15 protein-coding genes and 3 tRNA genes are annotated in these 14,196 nt (G+C 66.3%); 5 read left to right on the plus strand and 13 right to left on the minus strand.

Annotation, left to right across the window (positions count from 1 at the left end):
• Positions 1 to 25 precede the first annotated feature (25 nt).
• The 13 genes from panC to tilS all read right to left on the minus strand — a co-directional run bounded on the left by panC (position 26) and on the right by tilS (position 11,223).
• On the minus strand, positions 26 to 880 hold the full coding sequence (panC, locus tag D9V29_RS13065) for a pantoate--beta-alanine ligase (RefSeq protein ID WP_121673773.1): 855 nt from the start codon (positions 878 to 880) through the stop codon (positions 26 to 28).
• Positions 877 to 1,623, minus strand: coding sequence for a Rossmann-like and DUF2520 domain-containing protein (locus D9V29_RS13070; protein ID WP_121673774.1), 747 nt, complete (start codon positions 1,621 to 1,623; stop codon positions 877 to 879). The genes panC and D9V29_RS13070 overlap by 4 nt, the downstream gene beginning before the upstream one ends.
• Positions 1,620 to 3,332, minus strand: a complete 1,713-nt coding sequence (locus D9V29_RS13075) for a PH domain-containing protein (RefSeq protein ID WP_121673775.1) — start codon at positions 3,330 to 3,332, stop codon at positions 1,620 to 1,622. Before D9V29_RS13075 ends, D9V29_RS13070 begins: the two co-directional genes overlap by 4 nt.
• Entirely contained in the window at positions 3,329 to 3,937 is a 609-nt protein-coding gene (locus D9V29_RS13080; protein WP_229790453.1) for a PH domain-containing protein, read from the minus strand. The genes D9V29_RS13075 and D9V29_RS13080 overlap by 4 nt, the downstream gene beginning before the upstream one ends.
• A complete protein-coding gene (locus D9V29_RS13085; RefSeq protein ID WP_121673777.1) occupies positions 3,903 to 4,376 on the minus strand; it encodes a DUF3180 domain-containing protein in 474 nt (157 codons plus the stop codon). Before D9V29_RS13085 ends, D9V29_RS13080 begins: the two co-directional genes overlap by 35 nt.
• Positions 4,373 to 4,846: a 2-amino-4-hydroxy-6-hydroxymethyldihydropteridine diphosphokinase gene (folK, locus tag D9V29_RS13090; protein WP_229790452.1), complete on the minus strand. Its 474-nt coding sequence runs from the start codon at positions 4,844 to 4,846 to the stop codon at positions 4,373 to 4,375. The genes D9V29_RS13085 and folK overlap by 4 nt, the downstream gene beginning before the upstream one ends.
• 62 nt (positions 4,847 to 4,908) lie before the next feature.
• The gene (gene folB, locus D9V29_RS13095; RefSeq protein ID WP_229790451.1) at positions 4,909 to 5,295 is read right to left on the minus strand and encodes a dihydroneopterin aldolase; all 387 of its coding nucleotides are present in this window, start codon (positions 5,293 to 5,295) and stop codon (positions 4,909 to 4,911) included.
• 43 nt (positions 5,296 to 5,338) lie between these two features.
• Positions 5,339 to 5,965 carry a biotin transporter BioY gene (locus D9V29_RS13100; RefSeq protein WP_121673818.1) on the minus strand — a complete coding sequence of 209 codons (627 nt, stop codon included), beginning with the start codon at positions 5,963 to 5,965 and terminating at the stop codon, positions 5,339 to 5,341.
• Between the two features lie 120 nt (positions 5,966 to 6,085).
• The gene (gene folP / locus D9V29_RS13105) at positions 6,086 to 6,898 is read right to left on the minus strand and encodes a dihydropteroate synthase (RefSeq protein ID WP_220699959.1); all 813 of its coding nucleotides are present in this window, start codon (positions 6,896 to 6,898) and stop codon (positions 6,086 to 6,088) included.
• Positions 6,895 to 7,488 (minus strand): GTP cyclohydrolase I, encoded by a 594-nt coding sequence (folE, locus tag D9V29_RS13110; protein WP_229790450.1) that lies wholly within the window; start codon positions 7,486 to 7,488, stop codon positions 6,895 to 6,897. Before folE ends, folP begins: the two co-directional genes overlap by 4 nt.
• A gap of 4 nt (positions 7,489 to 7,492) precedes the next feature.
• Entirely contained in the window at positions 7,493 to 9,493 is a 2,001-nt protein-coding gene (gene ftsH, locus D9V29_RS13115) for an ATP-dependent zinc metalloprotease FtsH (protein ID WP_121673781.1), read from the minus strand.
• A gap of 132 nt (positions 9,494 to 9,625) precedes the next feature.
• Positions 9,626 to 10,177 carry a hypoxanthine phosphoribosyltransferase gene (gene hpt, locus D9V29_RS13120; RefSeq protein ID WP_121673782.1) on the minus strand — a complete coding sequence of 184 codons (552 nt, stop codon included), beginning with the start codon at positions 10,175 to 10,177 and terminating at the stop codon, positions 9,626 to 9,628.
• 5 nt (positions 10,178 to 10,182) lie between these two features.
• Positions 10,183 to 11,223, minus strand: coding sequence for a tRNA lysidine(34) synthetase TilS (gene tilS / locus D9V29_RS13125; protein ID WP_121673783.1), 1,041 nt, complete (start codon positions 11,221 to 11,223; stop codon positions 10,183 to 10,185).
• 47 nt (positions 11,224 to 11,270) lie between these two features.
• Between tilS and D9V29_RS13130 the strand changes: the two genes are divergently transcribed.
• From D9V29_RS13130 to D9V29_RS13150, 5 genes are all read left to right on the plus strand, one after another.
• A complete protein-coding gene (locus D9V29_RS13130; RefSeq protein WP_121673784.1) occupies positions 11,271 to 11,765 on the plus strand; it encodes an inorganic diphosphatase in 495 nt (164 codons plus the stop codon).
• 161 nt (positions 11,766 to 11,926) lie between these two features.
• Positions 11,927 to 11,999: transfer RNA gene (locus tag D9V29_RS13135), tRNA-Glu, on the plus strand.
• A 36-nt stretch (positions 12,000 to 12,035) separates the two neighbouring features.
• Positions 12,036 to 12,109: transfer RNA gene (locus D9V29_RS13140), tRNA-Asp, on the plus strand.
• A 62-nt stretch (positions 12,110 to 12,171) separates the two neighbouring features.
• Positions 12,172 to 12,244: transfer RNA gene (locus D9V29_RS13145), tRNA-Phe, on the plus strand.
• A gap of 379 nt (positions 12,245 to 12,623) precedes the next feature.
• A complete protein-coding gene (locus D9V29_RS13150) occupies positions 12,624 to 14,171 on the plus strand; it encodes a sugar transferase (RefSeq protein ID WP_121673785.1) in 1,548 nt (515 codons plus the stop codon).
• The last annotated feature ends 25 nt before the right edge of the window (positions 14,172 to 14,196 follow it).

Below are 14,196 nucleotides of genomic sequence, written 5' to 3' on the forward strand. Positions count from 1 at the left end.
CGGACGGCGTCTCGAGGCGCAGGCCTCAGCCGATCGAGAGTGTGCGGTTGTCGATGAGGCGGGTACTGCCCACCCGTGCCGCGACGAGCATGATCGCCTGGCCCTGGTGTTCCGGACTGACCGGCGCGAAAGAGGAGGGGTCGACGAGGGCAAGGTAGTCGAGATCGATGCGAGGTTCAGCGGCGAGGACGGCGTGAGCGGCGTCGAGCGCGTCCGCAGCCGACTCGCTGTTCGCGGCCGCCGCGAGAGCTGCAGACAGGGCAAGAGCCGCCGCGCGGTCGCTCGCCTCGAGGTAGACGTTCCTGCTCGACAGGGCGAGGCCGTCTGACGCGCGTACGGTCTCGACCCCGTGAACCTCCACACCGAAGTTGAGGTCCTTCGCCATTCGCTTCACGAGGAAAAGCTGCTGACGGTCCTTCTCGCCGAAGACGGCCACGTCCGGTCCGACGATGTGAAAGAGCTTGGCGACGACGGTGAGCATGCCGTCGAAGTGCCCTGGCCGGGTCGCGCCCTCGAGGCTGGCACCGATGTCACCAGCGGTGAGGCGGACGCCCGCGTTCGAATCGGGATACATCTCGGCGGCTGTCGGAGCGAAGACGAGCGAGACTCCGCGCTCGGCGAGCTGGGCGACGTCCTGCTCGAGCGTACGAGGATAGCTGTCGAGGTCCTCGCCTGGGCCGAACTGCAGCGGATTGACGAAGATCGAAACGACGACGATGTCACCGAGTTCGGCTGCCTCGTCGACGAGCGCGAGGTGACCGGCGTGCAGCGCGCCCATCGTGGGAACGAGTACGACTCTCGGGCGCGGGTTTCCGTTGTCGATCGCGCCCTGTTTGGCGTCGGCGATGCGCGAACGGATGTCATCGATACTGTTTGTCACTCACCGATGGTACCGGCAGGCGGCGCCTCCTCGTCGGGGTCGTCGTCGAACACGTCCGGCCGGCCCGCCTGCTGCAAGGCATTATCGACAGAAGACCGGACGAGCGACGAGAGAAATCCGCCGGGATGCTCGACACCGATTCGCGCGAGGATGCCAGTGGCCTGCGTCACGATGGACCGGGAGAACGCCGTCGCGATCTCGATGGCCTCCGCATATGCGGCACGATCCGCTTCGGCGACGAGTACGGGCTCTCCGCCCATTTCGACGACGAGGGCCTGCCCGATCGGCTGGACCGGCGTCGGCGCGGTCACCGCGAACCAGCTTTCTGCGAGCCGGGCGATGTCGATGCTCGTGCCGGTGAAGTCCATGGCCGGGTGGATCGCGAGCGGGATCGCTCCGAGGGCCTGGGCGGGTGAGAGCACCGCGGTGCCGTATCCGGCTGCCGTGTGCATCACCAGTTGGCCGGGGAGCCAGCTCGACGTCGCTGCGAGCCCGGCGACGAGCGACTCGAGTTCCGAGTCCGGCACCGCGATGATGACGAGTTCGCTGCGTTCCACGATGCTCGGGATGTCGAGGATCGGAACGGCGGGAAGCATCGCTTCTGCGCGGTCCCTGCTCTCGACCGAGACGGCGCTGATTCCGGTGATGGCGTGCCCGGCACCGGCGAGGGCGGCGCCGAGGACAGGACCGACCCTGCCAGCACCGATGATCCCGATTCCCAGGCGACCGGCCCGTGCCGTCACGAGAAGTTCTCCGGCGCCGGCCCGGCATCCGGAACGGTCTGTGCCCAGCGGTGGCTGTGGTCGGCCAGGGACGCAGCCACGATTCCCGCCGAAACCTCTTCGTACAGGCGGGCTGCCTCGGCCGTACCGATGACGGGCAGCGTGGGAGTGATCGGGCCGAGCACGGTGTGGGCGCGAGCGGAAGCGAGGCGGAACATCCGCTCGACCGGGCCCTGCGAGACCGAGAAGCTCACCATCCGGGCGAGCGGAAGGATGTCGAGTTTGCGCCAGACGACACCCTTGCGGAACAGGAGCAGCCCGTCGCGAAGCGAATAGCCGGTGCGCTTCCAGGCGAACGGATCGAACCAGCGTGCGCGCCGGGGCGAGAGTGTGAAGCCCGAGCGGGACGGCTCGTTGATCGCCAGCTGCAGTTCGTCGCGCAGGTCTTCACTCGCTGGCAGGCCGAGCAGGAGTTCGACCACACGGGAGACGTCCGTGAGGGTGCCGACCGGGAGGACCGTCGTGTTTCCCTTGCCGCCGATCGCGTCTTCCGCCGAAAGTCCCGCCTTGTTGATCTTGACCTGCCACCAGCCGAACGGGCGCCACAGCACCGACTGGGAGATCTCGATCGCGTGCACGCGACCGGGGGGAAGCGTGTCGTTGCTCGTGGAGAACAATCCGAAACCGATCCGCACACCGGACGGCGTGCCGGCGATCGAGTACCGGAGCGATTTGGTGATCGTCGACCAGAAGTAGCTGCCGAGCCCGATCACACTCGGGATGAACCAGAACAGCGACCAGATCTGGCCGTTGACGATGGAGACGATCATCACGACGGCGAGGGCGAGGATCAGGACCGACCCGATGCTGAGCACCGTCGAGCCGATGAGGCGGCCGACCGGGATCCGTACGACCGATTCGGGCGGGGCGGTTCCCGGGTCGAGCTCTGGGGCGAGGAACTCAGACACCCGCTCGTTCACGATCCGGCTGAGCACCTGCTCGTTCTCGATGCCGCCAGGCCCGACGGTCGGTGCGGGCGCAAGACCTTTTTCGGCGAGGCGCACTCCCGATGCGAGGGTGAGCACGTCACGCCGGAGATTGTCGGCGTCCCGGGAGTACAGGTACTCGAGCTTCACGCTCGCGTCAGCCCCCGCGACGGAGACCTCCATTTTGGCTGCGCCGAAGAGGCGGGGCAGGAACGGCCTGGAGATCCCGACGCCCTGGATGCGGTCGAGTTTGGCGTTGCGGTGCGTGCGGAACAGGATACCGCTGCGCACCTCGACCGCTTCGTCCGTCACGCGGAAGGTGTGCATGCGCCACGAGACGAAGAAGCCGGCCATCACGACGAGGAGGACGACAAAGACCGCGAGGAGCGCGAGCCCGACGTAACCGTGCTCCCAGACGTAGGTGAGCGGGTCGTAATTCTCCTCAGCGGTGTCCCCGGCGCCGGGCAGGAACAACTCGACCAGCCGCTCGCGCAGGTTCGCGATGACGAAGCCGGTGATGGCGAGGAAGGCGATTCCGCCGCGAAGCAGGGGCGTCGCGGGGTGCAGGCGGTGCCATTCACCGTCGGTCAGGTTGCGCTGATCCCGCGGCGGCTGGTGCTGCACCGGGAAGTATTCAGGCTGTGCGGCGACCGGATAGCCCGGCTGTGGTTCAGAACCGGGTGCGGGCTGCTGGGGCGGAAGGTTCCCGAACGGCGGCCGCGGAGCATCCGTCTCGTCGGTCATAGCCCCGTCCGTCTGCTTTCGGCGACCTCGACGAGGTGGTCGCGGAGGTCCTCAGCTTCCTCGGCGGGAAGTCCGGGCAGCACGATCGCCGTCGCTGCAGAAGCGGTGACGAACTTCAGTTCGGCGAGCCCGAAAGCCCGCGCGACGGGGCCGCGGTTGATGTCGATGAGCTGCATGCGGCCGTAGGGAACGGCGACCATGCGCGTCCACATGATGCCGCGGCGGAACAGCAGATCGTCCTGTCGCAACTGGTACCCGATCGAACGGATGCGACGGGGGGTGAATGCAGCGCCGAGAGCGATCGCGAGAAGGAGGCCTCCCATGATCCACCAGGGCCACGCCTGCTCGAAAATCACGCCGAGGACGACGGCGACGACCACGACGACGACGGCCGCGATGGCGGAGCCGATGAGGTCGACGAGAATGTACTTGGGCGACACCCGCCGCCACTCCCCGGTCGTATCGATACGGCGGGGCGCGTCGGCCGTGGTTGCCTCCGCGGCGTCGGCAGCCTCACCTGCCTGGAGCCTCACCGGTGCCTGCTCGGTGACCGGCTCAGCCAGTGTCGGGTCAGGAGTCCAGGGTTGCTCCGGGTGCGTCATCATCTTCATCCTTCGGGAGCGTGCAGAGGTGTTCGGCGATCAGTCCAGCGGCCGTCAGAGCCGCTGCACCGATGCAGGAGGCAATCGCGAGCCACATCGAGCCTAGCGCGGGCAGTACCGGGCGGGTCCCGAAGTAGACCAGCGCTCCGAGTGCTGCGCCGGTGAGCAGCGAACCGACGAGGCTGCAGGCCTTGGCAAGAACGACGACGCGCATGGCCTGGAACGGGTCGATCCGCGCCTGCCGCTTGCCCGTGACCGTGCGGTGGATCGGGATGGCGAAACCGAGGATGACGATGGCGATCGCCAGCAGGGTGAGTGGCATCGTGACCGGCGGCACGAGGAGGGCTCTTCCGAACGCTTCCAGGCCGTACTCGAGGAGGAATCCGGCGACGAACCCGAGTGCCGCGAGGCCGATCAGCGGCGTCGCTCGTGTGCGCCTCACGCGCCGTCTCCCGGGAATTCTGTGGCGCGCCCGATGAGGCCGGCAACGGGTCCAGCGCCTGGCAGCACCGCGTCGGGGTCGATCTCGAGCCACGGACCGAGCACGAAGTCACGCTCAGCAGCCCGGGGGTGAGGCAGAACGAGGTCAGGATCGGCGAGAAGGAGGTGGCCGTAGGCGATAATGTCGATGTCGAGCGTTCGATCGCCCCAGTGTTCCTCCCGCACGCGCCCGAACTGCGCCTCGATCGCCTGGATCGCGCGGAGCAGAGCGTGCGGGGGCAGTGCCGTTTGAGCCAGAGCGACGCCGTTGAGATAGCGCGGTGCCGTCTCGTCTTTCCCGCCCGGCTTCACGGCGGTCGATTCGACGAGGGTCGACATCGCCGTCACCGTGACACCGTGTGCGGGCAGCGCATCGATCGCGGAACGGATGGTTCCGGCGCGATCGCCAAGGTTGCTTCCGAAGGCGAGCACGATCCTTGCGGGCGCCGGGGGTCGAACCGGCGGGTGGATGTTCGGCCGGGGAAGAGGCGACATCATCGAGCCGCCCGCGGGTCGGGGGCGAAGCGCTCGATGCTGACGGCCACGTCGGTGAACGGAATCGGGATCGGAGCATCCGGTTTGTGGACGGTCACCCGCACGCGTCGCGCCGCCGGATATGAGAGCACCAGCGCGGCCACGCGCTCGGCGACGGTCTCGATGAGGTCGACCGGGTCGGATGCCACGGCGGCGGCAACCCGCTCGGCAAGCTCCCCGTAGTGAATCGTCTCGGCAACATCGTCCGTCGTGGACGCTGCGGAGAGGTCGACACCGACGGTGAGGTCGATCAGGAAGTCCTGGCCGTTCTCACGCTCGAAATCGTAAACTCCGTGGTGCGCCCGCACGCGGAGTCCGGTCAGGATGATGCTGTCGCCGGTTGTCACGATGCCACTCTCTGGTTTGCCGCCCGTGGGCAGCGACGCGGACTCAGGCCGGGCTGGCGTCGCGCTTGTCGTCGACCGACTTCACGAGGCGCCACGCCAGGGGAAGGATCGATGCGGCGAGCAGCCACTTCACGACGCCGCCAGCGATGAAGGGGTAGAAACCGGCAGCGAGGAGCGCGCCGATGTCGTTGGGGAGCCCCATCGTTCCGAGGATCATGCCGAGATACGGGATACCGAACAGGAACGGGACAAGGCTCGCTCCGAGGAACGCGAAGAGCGACAGCGCAGGGCGCTTGTCCCAGTTGCGTTCGGCGAGCCAGCCGATGAAGGCGGCGGCGGCGATGAAGCCGATGATGAATCCGAATGACGGCTTGGCGAGGGCAGCGATCCCACCGGTCGCACCGGAGAAGATGGGCATGCCGGCGAGGCCGAGCAGCATGTAGGTGGCAAGTGACACCGCACCGCGCCAGGCGCCGAGTGAGGCGCCGACGAGCAGCACACCGAGCGTCTGACCCGAGACCGGGACCGGCCACATCGGTATCTCGACGAGGGCCGTCGCGCTGACGACGGCAACACCGGCGAGCATGAGCGCGATGTTGTTCGCCACGGTGCGGGGCACGACGCGGTCGGCGATGGTCAGTCTCGATGGGGCAAGGGTTGCAGTCGTCATGTGTTCTCCCGGATGCGCACGTGCCGCGTCGGCGGCACTGCAGAACACACTATCCGTAATCCGGAGCTCGCCGGTTGTTGTGTCGGCGCAAGCCGGACCCACAATCTGTGACGGAAACCTCTAACGACGGCGCAGGCGCTCGTGCACGTCGAGCGCGATCCTCGTCGCACCGACGTCGTGGACGCGGACGCCCCAGATCCCGGCATCGGCCAGCAGTGCGCTGAGCACGGCGGTCGGCAGGTCACGCTCGACCATGGGCGCACCCTCGTCGAGCAAAGCACCGAGGAAGCGCTTGCGTGAGGCACCGACGAGGACGGGAAGGCCGATCGCCTGCAGTTCAGGCAGACGGGACAGGAGTTCCCAGTTGTGCTCGGCCGTTTTCGCGAAGCCGAGTCCTGGGTCGAGAACGATTCGATCGCGGGCGACACCGGCCGCTTCGACCGCTTCGAGCCGGTCGAGCAGTTCCGAGCGGACGTCGTCCACCACGTCGTCGTACGAGGTGCGCGAGTCCATTTCGGCGCTGTGACCTCGCCAGTGGCTGAGCACGAACGTCACACCGGTCGCAGCGGCAACGGTCGCCATCGCCGGGTCGGCGAGTCCACCGGAGACATCGTTGATGATCTCCACCCCGGCGTCGACGGACGCACGGGCGGTGTCTGCATTCATCGTGTCGACCGAGACACGGATGCCGTCGGCCGCGAGTGCGCGGATCACCGGCAGAACACGCCGCTGCTCTTCCTCGCTGCCGACGCGCTCGGCGCCGGGCCGCGTCGACTCGCCGCCGACGTCGATGAGAGTCGCTCCTGCTGCGGCCAGCGCCCTGCCGTGCGCGATCGCGGAACCGTGATCGAGGTACTGCCCGCCGTCGCTGAAAGAATTCGGCGTCACATTGAGGATGCCCATGATGTGCATCCCGGGCGACGCAACCGTCATGACCCCGGCCGGGCGAGAAGGGAGATGATCTCCGCCCGCCGCGCTGGTTCGCTGAGTTCCCCGCGACTGGCCACGGTGAGGGTCGACGACTGCTCCTGCCGCGATCCGCGGGTGGTGACGCAGCCGTGAACGGCATCGAGGACGACCAGGACGCCCCGAGCGCCGAGGCCGCGGTGGATGGCGTCCGCGATCTCCTCGGTGAGACGTTCCTGGATCTGCGGGCGCGACGCGAGCACGTCCACCACTTTCGGGAGCGCACCGAGCCCGACGACCTTTGCGTCGGGGAGGTACGCGATGTGCGCGACGCCGAGAAAAGGAAGCAGGTGGTGTTCACAGATCGATCGGAAGGTGATGTCGCGCACCACGACCGCTTCGCCCGGTCCGTCGCTGCCGAGCGGGATGGCATCCGCGAGGAGGTCCAGCGGGTCCTCGGCGAGCCCGTGGAAGAACTCGCCATACGCTTCGGCCACGCGCTGCGGGGTCCGCGCGAGCCCCGCCCTCGCCGGGTTTTCACCGATGGCGAGAAGCAGTTCCGTCACGGCGCGCCGGATGCGTTCCGGGTCCATCCGGCCGGCTCCGGTGCCCCCCATGGGGTTATGCCGTTGCCGGTCGGGGGTTGACCTGCGGTGCGCGGGCCGGTGGGGTGTCGCTCTCGACGCCGCCGTCGGTCACACCCGGGTCGATCGGAGCCTTCGAGATCGGCACGGCGATCGGCGGGTGGTCGGAGACTGGGCGCTTCGAGCTCGAGAGCCACTGCGGGCGCGGCGGGAGCTTGCGGATGTTCGCAAAGATCTCGGCGAGCTGGTTGTGGTCGAGCGTTTCCTTCTCGAGAAGCTCGGCAGCGAGGCGATCGAGGATGTCGCGGTTGTCGTTGAGCACCTGCCACGCTTCGTCATGTGCCTGCTCGATGAGCGCGCGGACCTCGGCGTCGACGGTTTCGGCGATCTGTTCCGAGTAGTCACGCTGGTGGCCCATGTCACGGCCGAGGAAGACCTCACCGCTGGACTGGCCGAGCTTGATCGCACCGACATTGGCGCTCATGCCGTATTCGGTGACCATCTTGCGGGCGATGCCGGTCGCTTTTTCGATGTCGTTCGACGCACCGGTCGTCGGGTCGTGGAACACCATCTCCTCGGCGACTCGACCGCCCATAGCGTAGGTCAGCTGGTCGAGCAGTTCGTTGCGCGTGACCGAGTACTTGTCCTCGAGCGGGAGCACCATGGTGTAACCGAGCGCACGACCTCGCGGGAGGATCGTCACCTTGGTGACGGGGTCGGTGTTGCGCATCGCCGAAGCGGCGAGGGCGTGACCGCCCTCGTGGTAGGCGGTGATGAGCTTTTCCTGGTCCTTCATCACGCGACTGCGGCGCTGCGGGCCGGCCATGACGCGGTCGACGGCCTCATCGAGGGCACGGTTGTCGATGATCTGCGCGTTGGAACGCGCGGTCAGCAGGGCGGCTTCGTTGAGTACGTTGGCGAGATCTGCACCGGTGAAGCCGGGGGTCTTGCGGGCGAGCACGTCAAGGTCGACGCTCTCGGCCATCGGCTTGCCCTTGGCGTGGACCTCGAGGATGCGCGTGCGTCCCTTGAGGTCGGGAGCGTCGACGCCGATCTGGCGGTCGAAGCGGCCAGGGCGGAGAAGGGCGGGGTCGAGGATGTCCGGACGGTTCGTCGCGGCGATCATGATGACGTTCGCCTTGGGGTCGAAGCCGTCCATCTCGACGAGCAGCTGGTTGAGGGTCTGCTCGCGTTCGTCGTGGCCGCCGCCCATCCCAGCGCCGCGGTGCCGGCCGACGGCGTCGATCTCGTCGACGAAGATGATGGCGGGCGCATTCTCCTTGGCCTGGGTGAAGAGGTCACGCACGCGGCTCGCGCCAACACCGACGAACATTTCCACGAAGTCCGAACCGGAGATGGAGTAGAACGGAACGCCGGCCTCACCGGCGACGGCGCGGGCAAGCAGGGTCTTTCCCGTTCCGGGAGGGCCGTACAGGAGCACGCCCTTCGGGATGCGGGCGCCGACGGCCTGGAATCGTGCGGGCTCCTTGAGGAAGTCCTTGATCTCTTCGAGCTCTTCGATCGCTTCGTCGCTTCCGGCGACATCCGCGAAGGTGACCTTCGGCGACTCCTTCGAGACGAGCTTCGCCTTCGACTTGCCGAACTGCATGACCTTGGATCCGCCGCCCTGCATGCTCGAGAGCATGATCCAGAAGAAGACACCGATCAGAAGGAGCGGGAGCAGGAGGCCGAGCGCTGAGAGCCACCAGCTCGGCTGGGGAACCTTGTCGGTGAAGCCGTCGCTGGGTGCTGCGGCGTCGACGGCTGCAACGACGTCCTCGGCGCGGGCCGTGAGGTAGTAGAACTGCACGAGCTTGCCGTTGTCGCCGTCGGCCTTCGCGAGTGTGAGGTCGGCGCGGTTGTCGCCCTCGGTCAGGGTGACCTCGGTGACCTTGCCGTCGTTGAGCAGCTCCAGACCGTGGTCGGTTGACACCTCGCGCATTCCGTTGACGTTGAGCAGGCTCGACCCGACCCAGAAAACAATGATGGCGATCAGGATGTAAGGGAGCGGGCCCTTGAAGATGCGCTTGAAGTTCATAGTTCGGATGAGCGGATGCCCAACACCCTTTCTGAAGGTACGGCGAAGCGGCGAACGCCCCGTGAAGTCAAGGTTATCCCCAGAACGCTGGACGAGCCCTCTATGTTCGCCGAAGGGAGAACGGGGCGCCGATCACGCGTATACGTGCGGAGCGAGCACTGCGACGTCGCGCAGGTTCCGGTAGCGCTCGTCGAAGTCGAGGCCGTAGCCGACGACGAAGTCGGTGGGGATGTCGAATCCGACGTATTTGCAGTCGATCTCGACCTTCGCCGCCTCGGGCTTGCGAAGCAACGCGCAGACCTCGATGGATGCCGCGCCGCGCGATGCGAAGTTGTCGAGCAGCCACGAAAGCGTCAGTCCCGAGTCGATGATGTCCTCCACGATGAGCACGTGTCGATCGGTGAGGTCGGAGTCGAGGTCTTTGCGGATCTGGACGACACCGCTCGATTTGGTCCCTGCGCCATAGGAGGAGACAGCCATCCAATCGATGGAGACGTGCTTCTTCATCGCACGCGAGAGGTCGGCCATCACCATGACCGCGCCCTTCAGCACACCGACGAGAAGGAGATCCTTGCCCTCGTAGTCCGAGTCGATCTGAGCGGCGAGCTCCTCCAGCTTGTCGTGGATCTGCTGTTCCGTGACGAGGATGGTCGTAAGGTCGCCTGCAATGTCGCTCGATTCCATGGTCCTCATCCTATCCGTGACTCGGAATCGTTCCCGCGTGCGGTGAAGACGATCAGGCTTCCCTCCCGGCTTACCCGGATACCGGGGACATCGATCGGCCCCTGCCCGCGCCAATCGGTCACGAGGCGGGCGATCTCGACAGTGTGGCCACGGTCGAGCGAGGACCCGAACTCACTGGATGCGACAAGCCGCAGGATGCGGTTGCGCAGGGCCGCCGGGTTCACCGCGAGCGCACTCACCGAGACGGCAATGCCTGCCTCCGCCGGTTCGCAGATCTCCTCGATCATCTCCTCGACCATCCGGTCGAGAGCCTCCGAGTCCTCCCGCAGCTGTTCAGCGGTGCGGGCCAGCGCATCGGCGACACCGGGGCCGAGTTCACGCTCGAGTACCGGAAGAACGGCGTTGCGCACGCGCACCCGGCTGAACCGGGTATCCGAGTTGTGAGGATCCGTCCACGGTTGGAGACCCTCTGCCGCGCACGCCGCGTGTGTCGTCTCACGGCGAACGTCGAGGAGCGGGCGCAGATACAGACCGTTCGTCGGAGCCATTCCGCGCAGGCTTGCCGCCCCCGACCCCCTCGCGAGCCCGAGTAGCACCGTTTCCGCCTGGTCGTCGAGCGTGTGACCCAGGAGAACCGCACCGGCATCCGTCGCCGCCGCGACGTCGGTAATCGCGCCATACCGTGCATCGCGCGCTCCCGACTCGGGCCCACCTCCGTGCCCGACCATGACCCGGCGAACGATGACGGGAGACAGCCCCATGTGCTCCGCTGCGCGTGCAGCCCGATCCGCCACCTCGGCCGAGCCGGGCTGCAGGCCGTGGTCGACGACGACCGCCCCCGCCCGGAGCGCGAGTTTCGGCGCCTCGAAAGCCGTGGCGGAAGCGAGTGCGAGGGAATCGGGGCCGCCGCTCAGCGCGACGAGCACGAGTGCGCCCTCCGCAAGCCCGGAATCGCGGGCGGCCGCCAGCGCACGGCGCACTCCGACGCGCACCTCGGCAACCGCCGGGGAGAGCGGCGGGCGGCGGGGAGAACTGTTGTTGGGCATCAAGTAACGTTATTGCAGACTTTCAGAACCAAAGGAGCACAACCTTCATGGCCGAATATGACGTCGTCGTAGAGATCCCCAAGGGCAGCCGCAACAAGTACGAGGTCGACCACGAAACCGGTCGGGTGTACCTGGACCGCGTTCTGTTCACCGCTTTCAGCTACCCGGTCGACTACGGCTACTTCGAGAACACGCTCGGCCTCGACGGTGACCCCGTCGACGCGCTCGTACTGCTCGAGTACCCGGTCTTCCCCGGTGTCGGCATCAAGGTGCGCCCTGTCGGCGTCCTCAACATGAGCGACGAGGCCGGCTCAGACGCCAAGGTCGTCTGTGTTCAGCACAAGGACCCCCGCTGGGCGCACATCCAGGACATCACAGACGTCCCTGAGCAGACCCGCAAGGAACTCGAGCACTTCTTCGCCCGCTACAAGGACCTCGAACCCAACAAGTGGGTCACCATCGAGGGCTGGGGCGACGCCGCAGAGGCCGAAGCGATCGTCGAAGCGGGCATCGTCAAGCTGCGCGAAGAAGGCAGCCACTAGGCATCCGCTCATCGCTCGAAGAAACCCCGCAGCCCGCTCGGCCTGCGGGGTTTTTTCGCTACCGGGGACCTGATTTCCCGGCTCGGCGGGTCTCGTTTTGGCAAATCGCGCTGAGACCCGTATGCTTCTTCTCGGTAGTTACGGAGCCCTCACCGGCTCTCGGCCCCATCGTTTAGTGGCCTAGGACGCCGCCCTTTCACGGCGGTAGCACGGGTTCGAATCCCGTTGGGGTCACATAGCTACTACACTGAAGTACAAGTAAAAAAGTAAGGCCCTGTAGCGCAGTTGGTTAGCGCGCCGCCCTGTCACGGCGGAGGTCGCCGGTTCAAGTCCGGTCAGGGTCGCTGAAGTGAAGAGCCCTTCCGAAAGGAGGGGTTTTTCACCTTCCAGCGGCATTATGCCGTTGGGCTCTGTAGCTCAGTTGGTAGAGCGCACGACTGAAAATCGTGAGGTCACGGGATCGACGCCCGTCGGAGCCACTGAAATCCTCGTAAGGCTTCTACTTGCGGGGATTTCTTCATTTAACCTCTCCCCCGCGCGCGACCCGCGCCCTGGCTCTCCCCCCGGCTTTTCCCCCGGTTTCGCTGGCACGCGACCGGCAGGATATCGGCAGGAAATGAACACGGTGTTAATAAATGAGGAATCCTCACCCCTATATCTGGGGGCACCGTTACGCGCGCGTTCGCCGCTACTGTCGAGACTACGCCGAACATGAGACAACCTCGCTTTTAATGTTGAAGCAGGCTCCGTACCCAGTGGGGGGAGGTCTCGGGTTCACTGTCCGCCGAGAGGAGCCAGCATGCCCGCCACCACCCAGCTCGATCGCCAGGCATCAGCCGCAGGCGCTGGAGCAATCCGATGACGGAAGTCAAGCAGCGCCTCGTCGCGCCCAGCCCATACCGTCCCAAATTCCGCGCCCATTCTGACCGCTTCGCCACAGCACCGGGGCCGCAGGTCGCAGCACCGAGCCCGCAGGCGACCGAGCGCGTCTGGTCCCGGAACTTCCGGCACCGTCTTCAGGTGACGGATGCCATCACTGTGCTGGGAGCTGTCGGTCTCGCGTTCTTCGTGCGGTTCGGACTGGACGAATCGATCAACGACGTCGCTCGGGTTGAGACGCAATACGGGCTCATCTCCGTCACCATCATCGTGGCGTGGCTGGTCGCCCTGGCCGCATTCCGCACCCAGGATTCCCGCGTCATCGGCGCGGGCGCGAGCGAATACAAGCGCATCGTCAATGCGAGCGCGACAACGTTCGGTCTGCTGGCGATCCTTTTCCTGATCTTCAACATCGACGTCGCCCGCGGGTACTTCCTTCTCGCCCTCCCCGTCGGGACCCTGGGGCTTCTCGCGGCTCACTGGTTGTGGCGCAAATGGCTCATCTCCCAGAGGAACCAGGATCACTACCTGTGCCGCGCCGTCGTCGTCGGCACGCTGGACGAGGTTGGATACGTCATCCGGCAGATCCAGCAAAAATCCGGTGCCGCGTACAACGTCGTCGGCGCAGTGGTGTCCGACGCCGATGAGCGCCTCCACACGGTGACCACGGGTCCCCGGCCCGTCACCGTCCTCACCGGAGTCGACCCGGCCGACGCCGCAAAGGCTGTCGGAGCCGACGCCGTCATCGTGGCCGGCCAGCCGGACGGCGGCGCAGAGTTCATCCGCAGCCTCGGCTGGCGACTCGAAGGCACGGCGACCGACCTGGTCCTCGCATCGCGACTGACGGACGTCGCCGGGCCGCGGATTCACTTCCGCCCGGTGGAGGGGCTGCCGCTCATCCACGTCGAGATCCCGCAGTTCGAAGGCGGCAAGCACGTTCTCAAGCGCGCATTCGACATCGTGGCATCCGGCCTGGGGATCATCGCGCTCGCGCCGGTCTTCGCTCTCCTCGCCCTCGCGATCAAGCTCGATGACGGCGGACCTGTGCTCTTCAGCCAGGAGCGCGTCGGACGCAACGAGAAGCGGTTCATGATGCTCAAGTTCCGTTCGATGGTGACCACCGCTGAAACGGACCTCGAGGCACTCATCGCGAAGAACGAAGGATCCGGGCTCCTCTTCAAGATCAAGGACGACCCACGCGTCACCCGGATCGGTCGTATTCTCCGCAAGTTCTCGCTCGACGAACTGCCACAGCTGTGGAACGTCTTCGTCGGAGAGATGAGCCTGGTCGGGCCTCGCCCGCCGCTTCCCCGCGAGGTGGAGGCCTATGAGAGCCACGTCCACCGCCGGCTGTACATCAAGCCAGGACTGACCGGAATGTGGCAGGTCAACGGCCGAAGCGACCTGAGCTGGGACGAGAGTGTCCGCCTTGATCTGTACTACGTCGAGAACTGGTCATTGACCGGTGACCTCATGATCGTCTGGCGCACGGTCAAGGTCCTCCTCAAGCCCGTGGGCGCCTACTGACATGAACGATACAACCCGGAGACCA

It is taken from the genome of Mycetocola manganoxydans, from assembly GCF_003667545.1.
Taxonomy (GTDB): Bacteria; Actinomycetota; Actinomycetes; order Actinomycetales; family Microbacteriaceae; genus Mycetocola_A; species Mycetocola_A manganoxydans.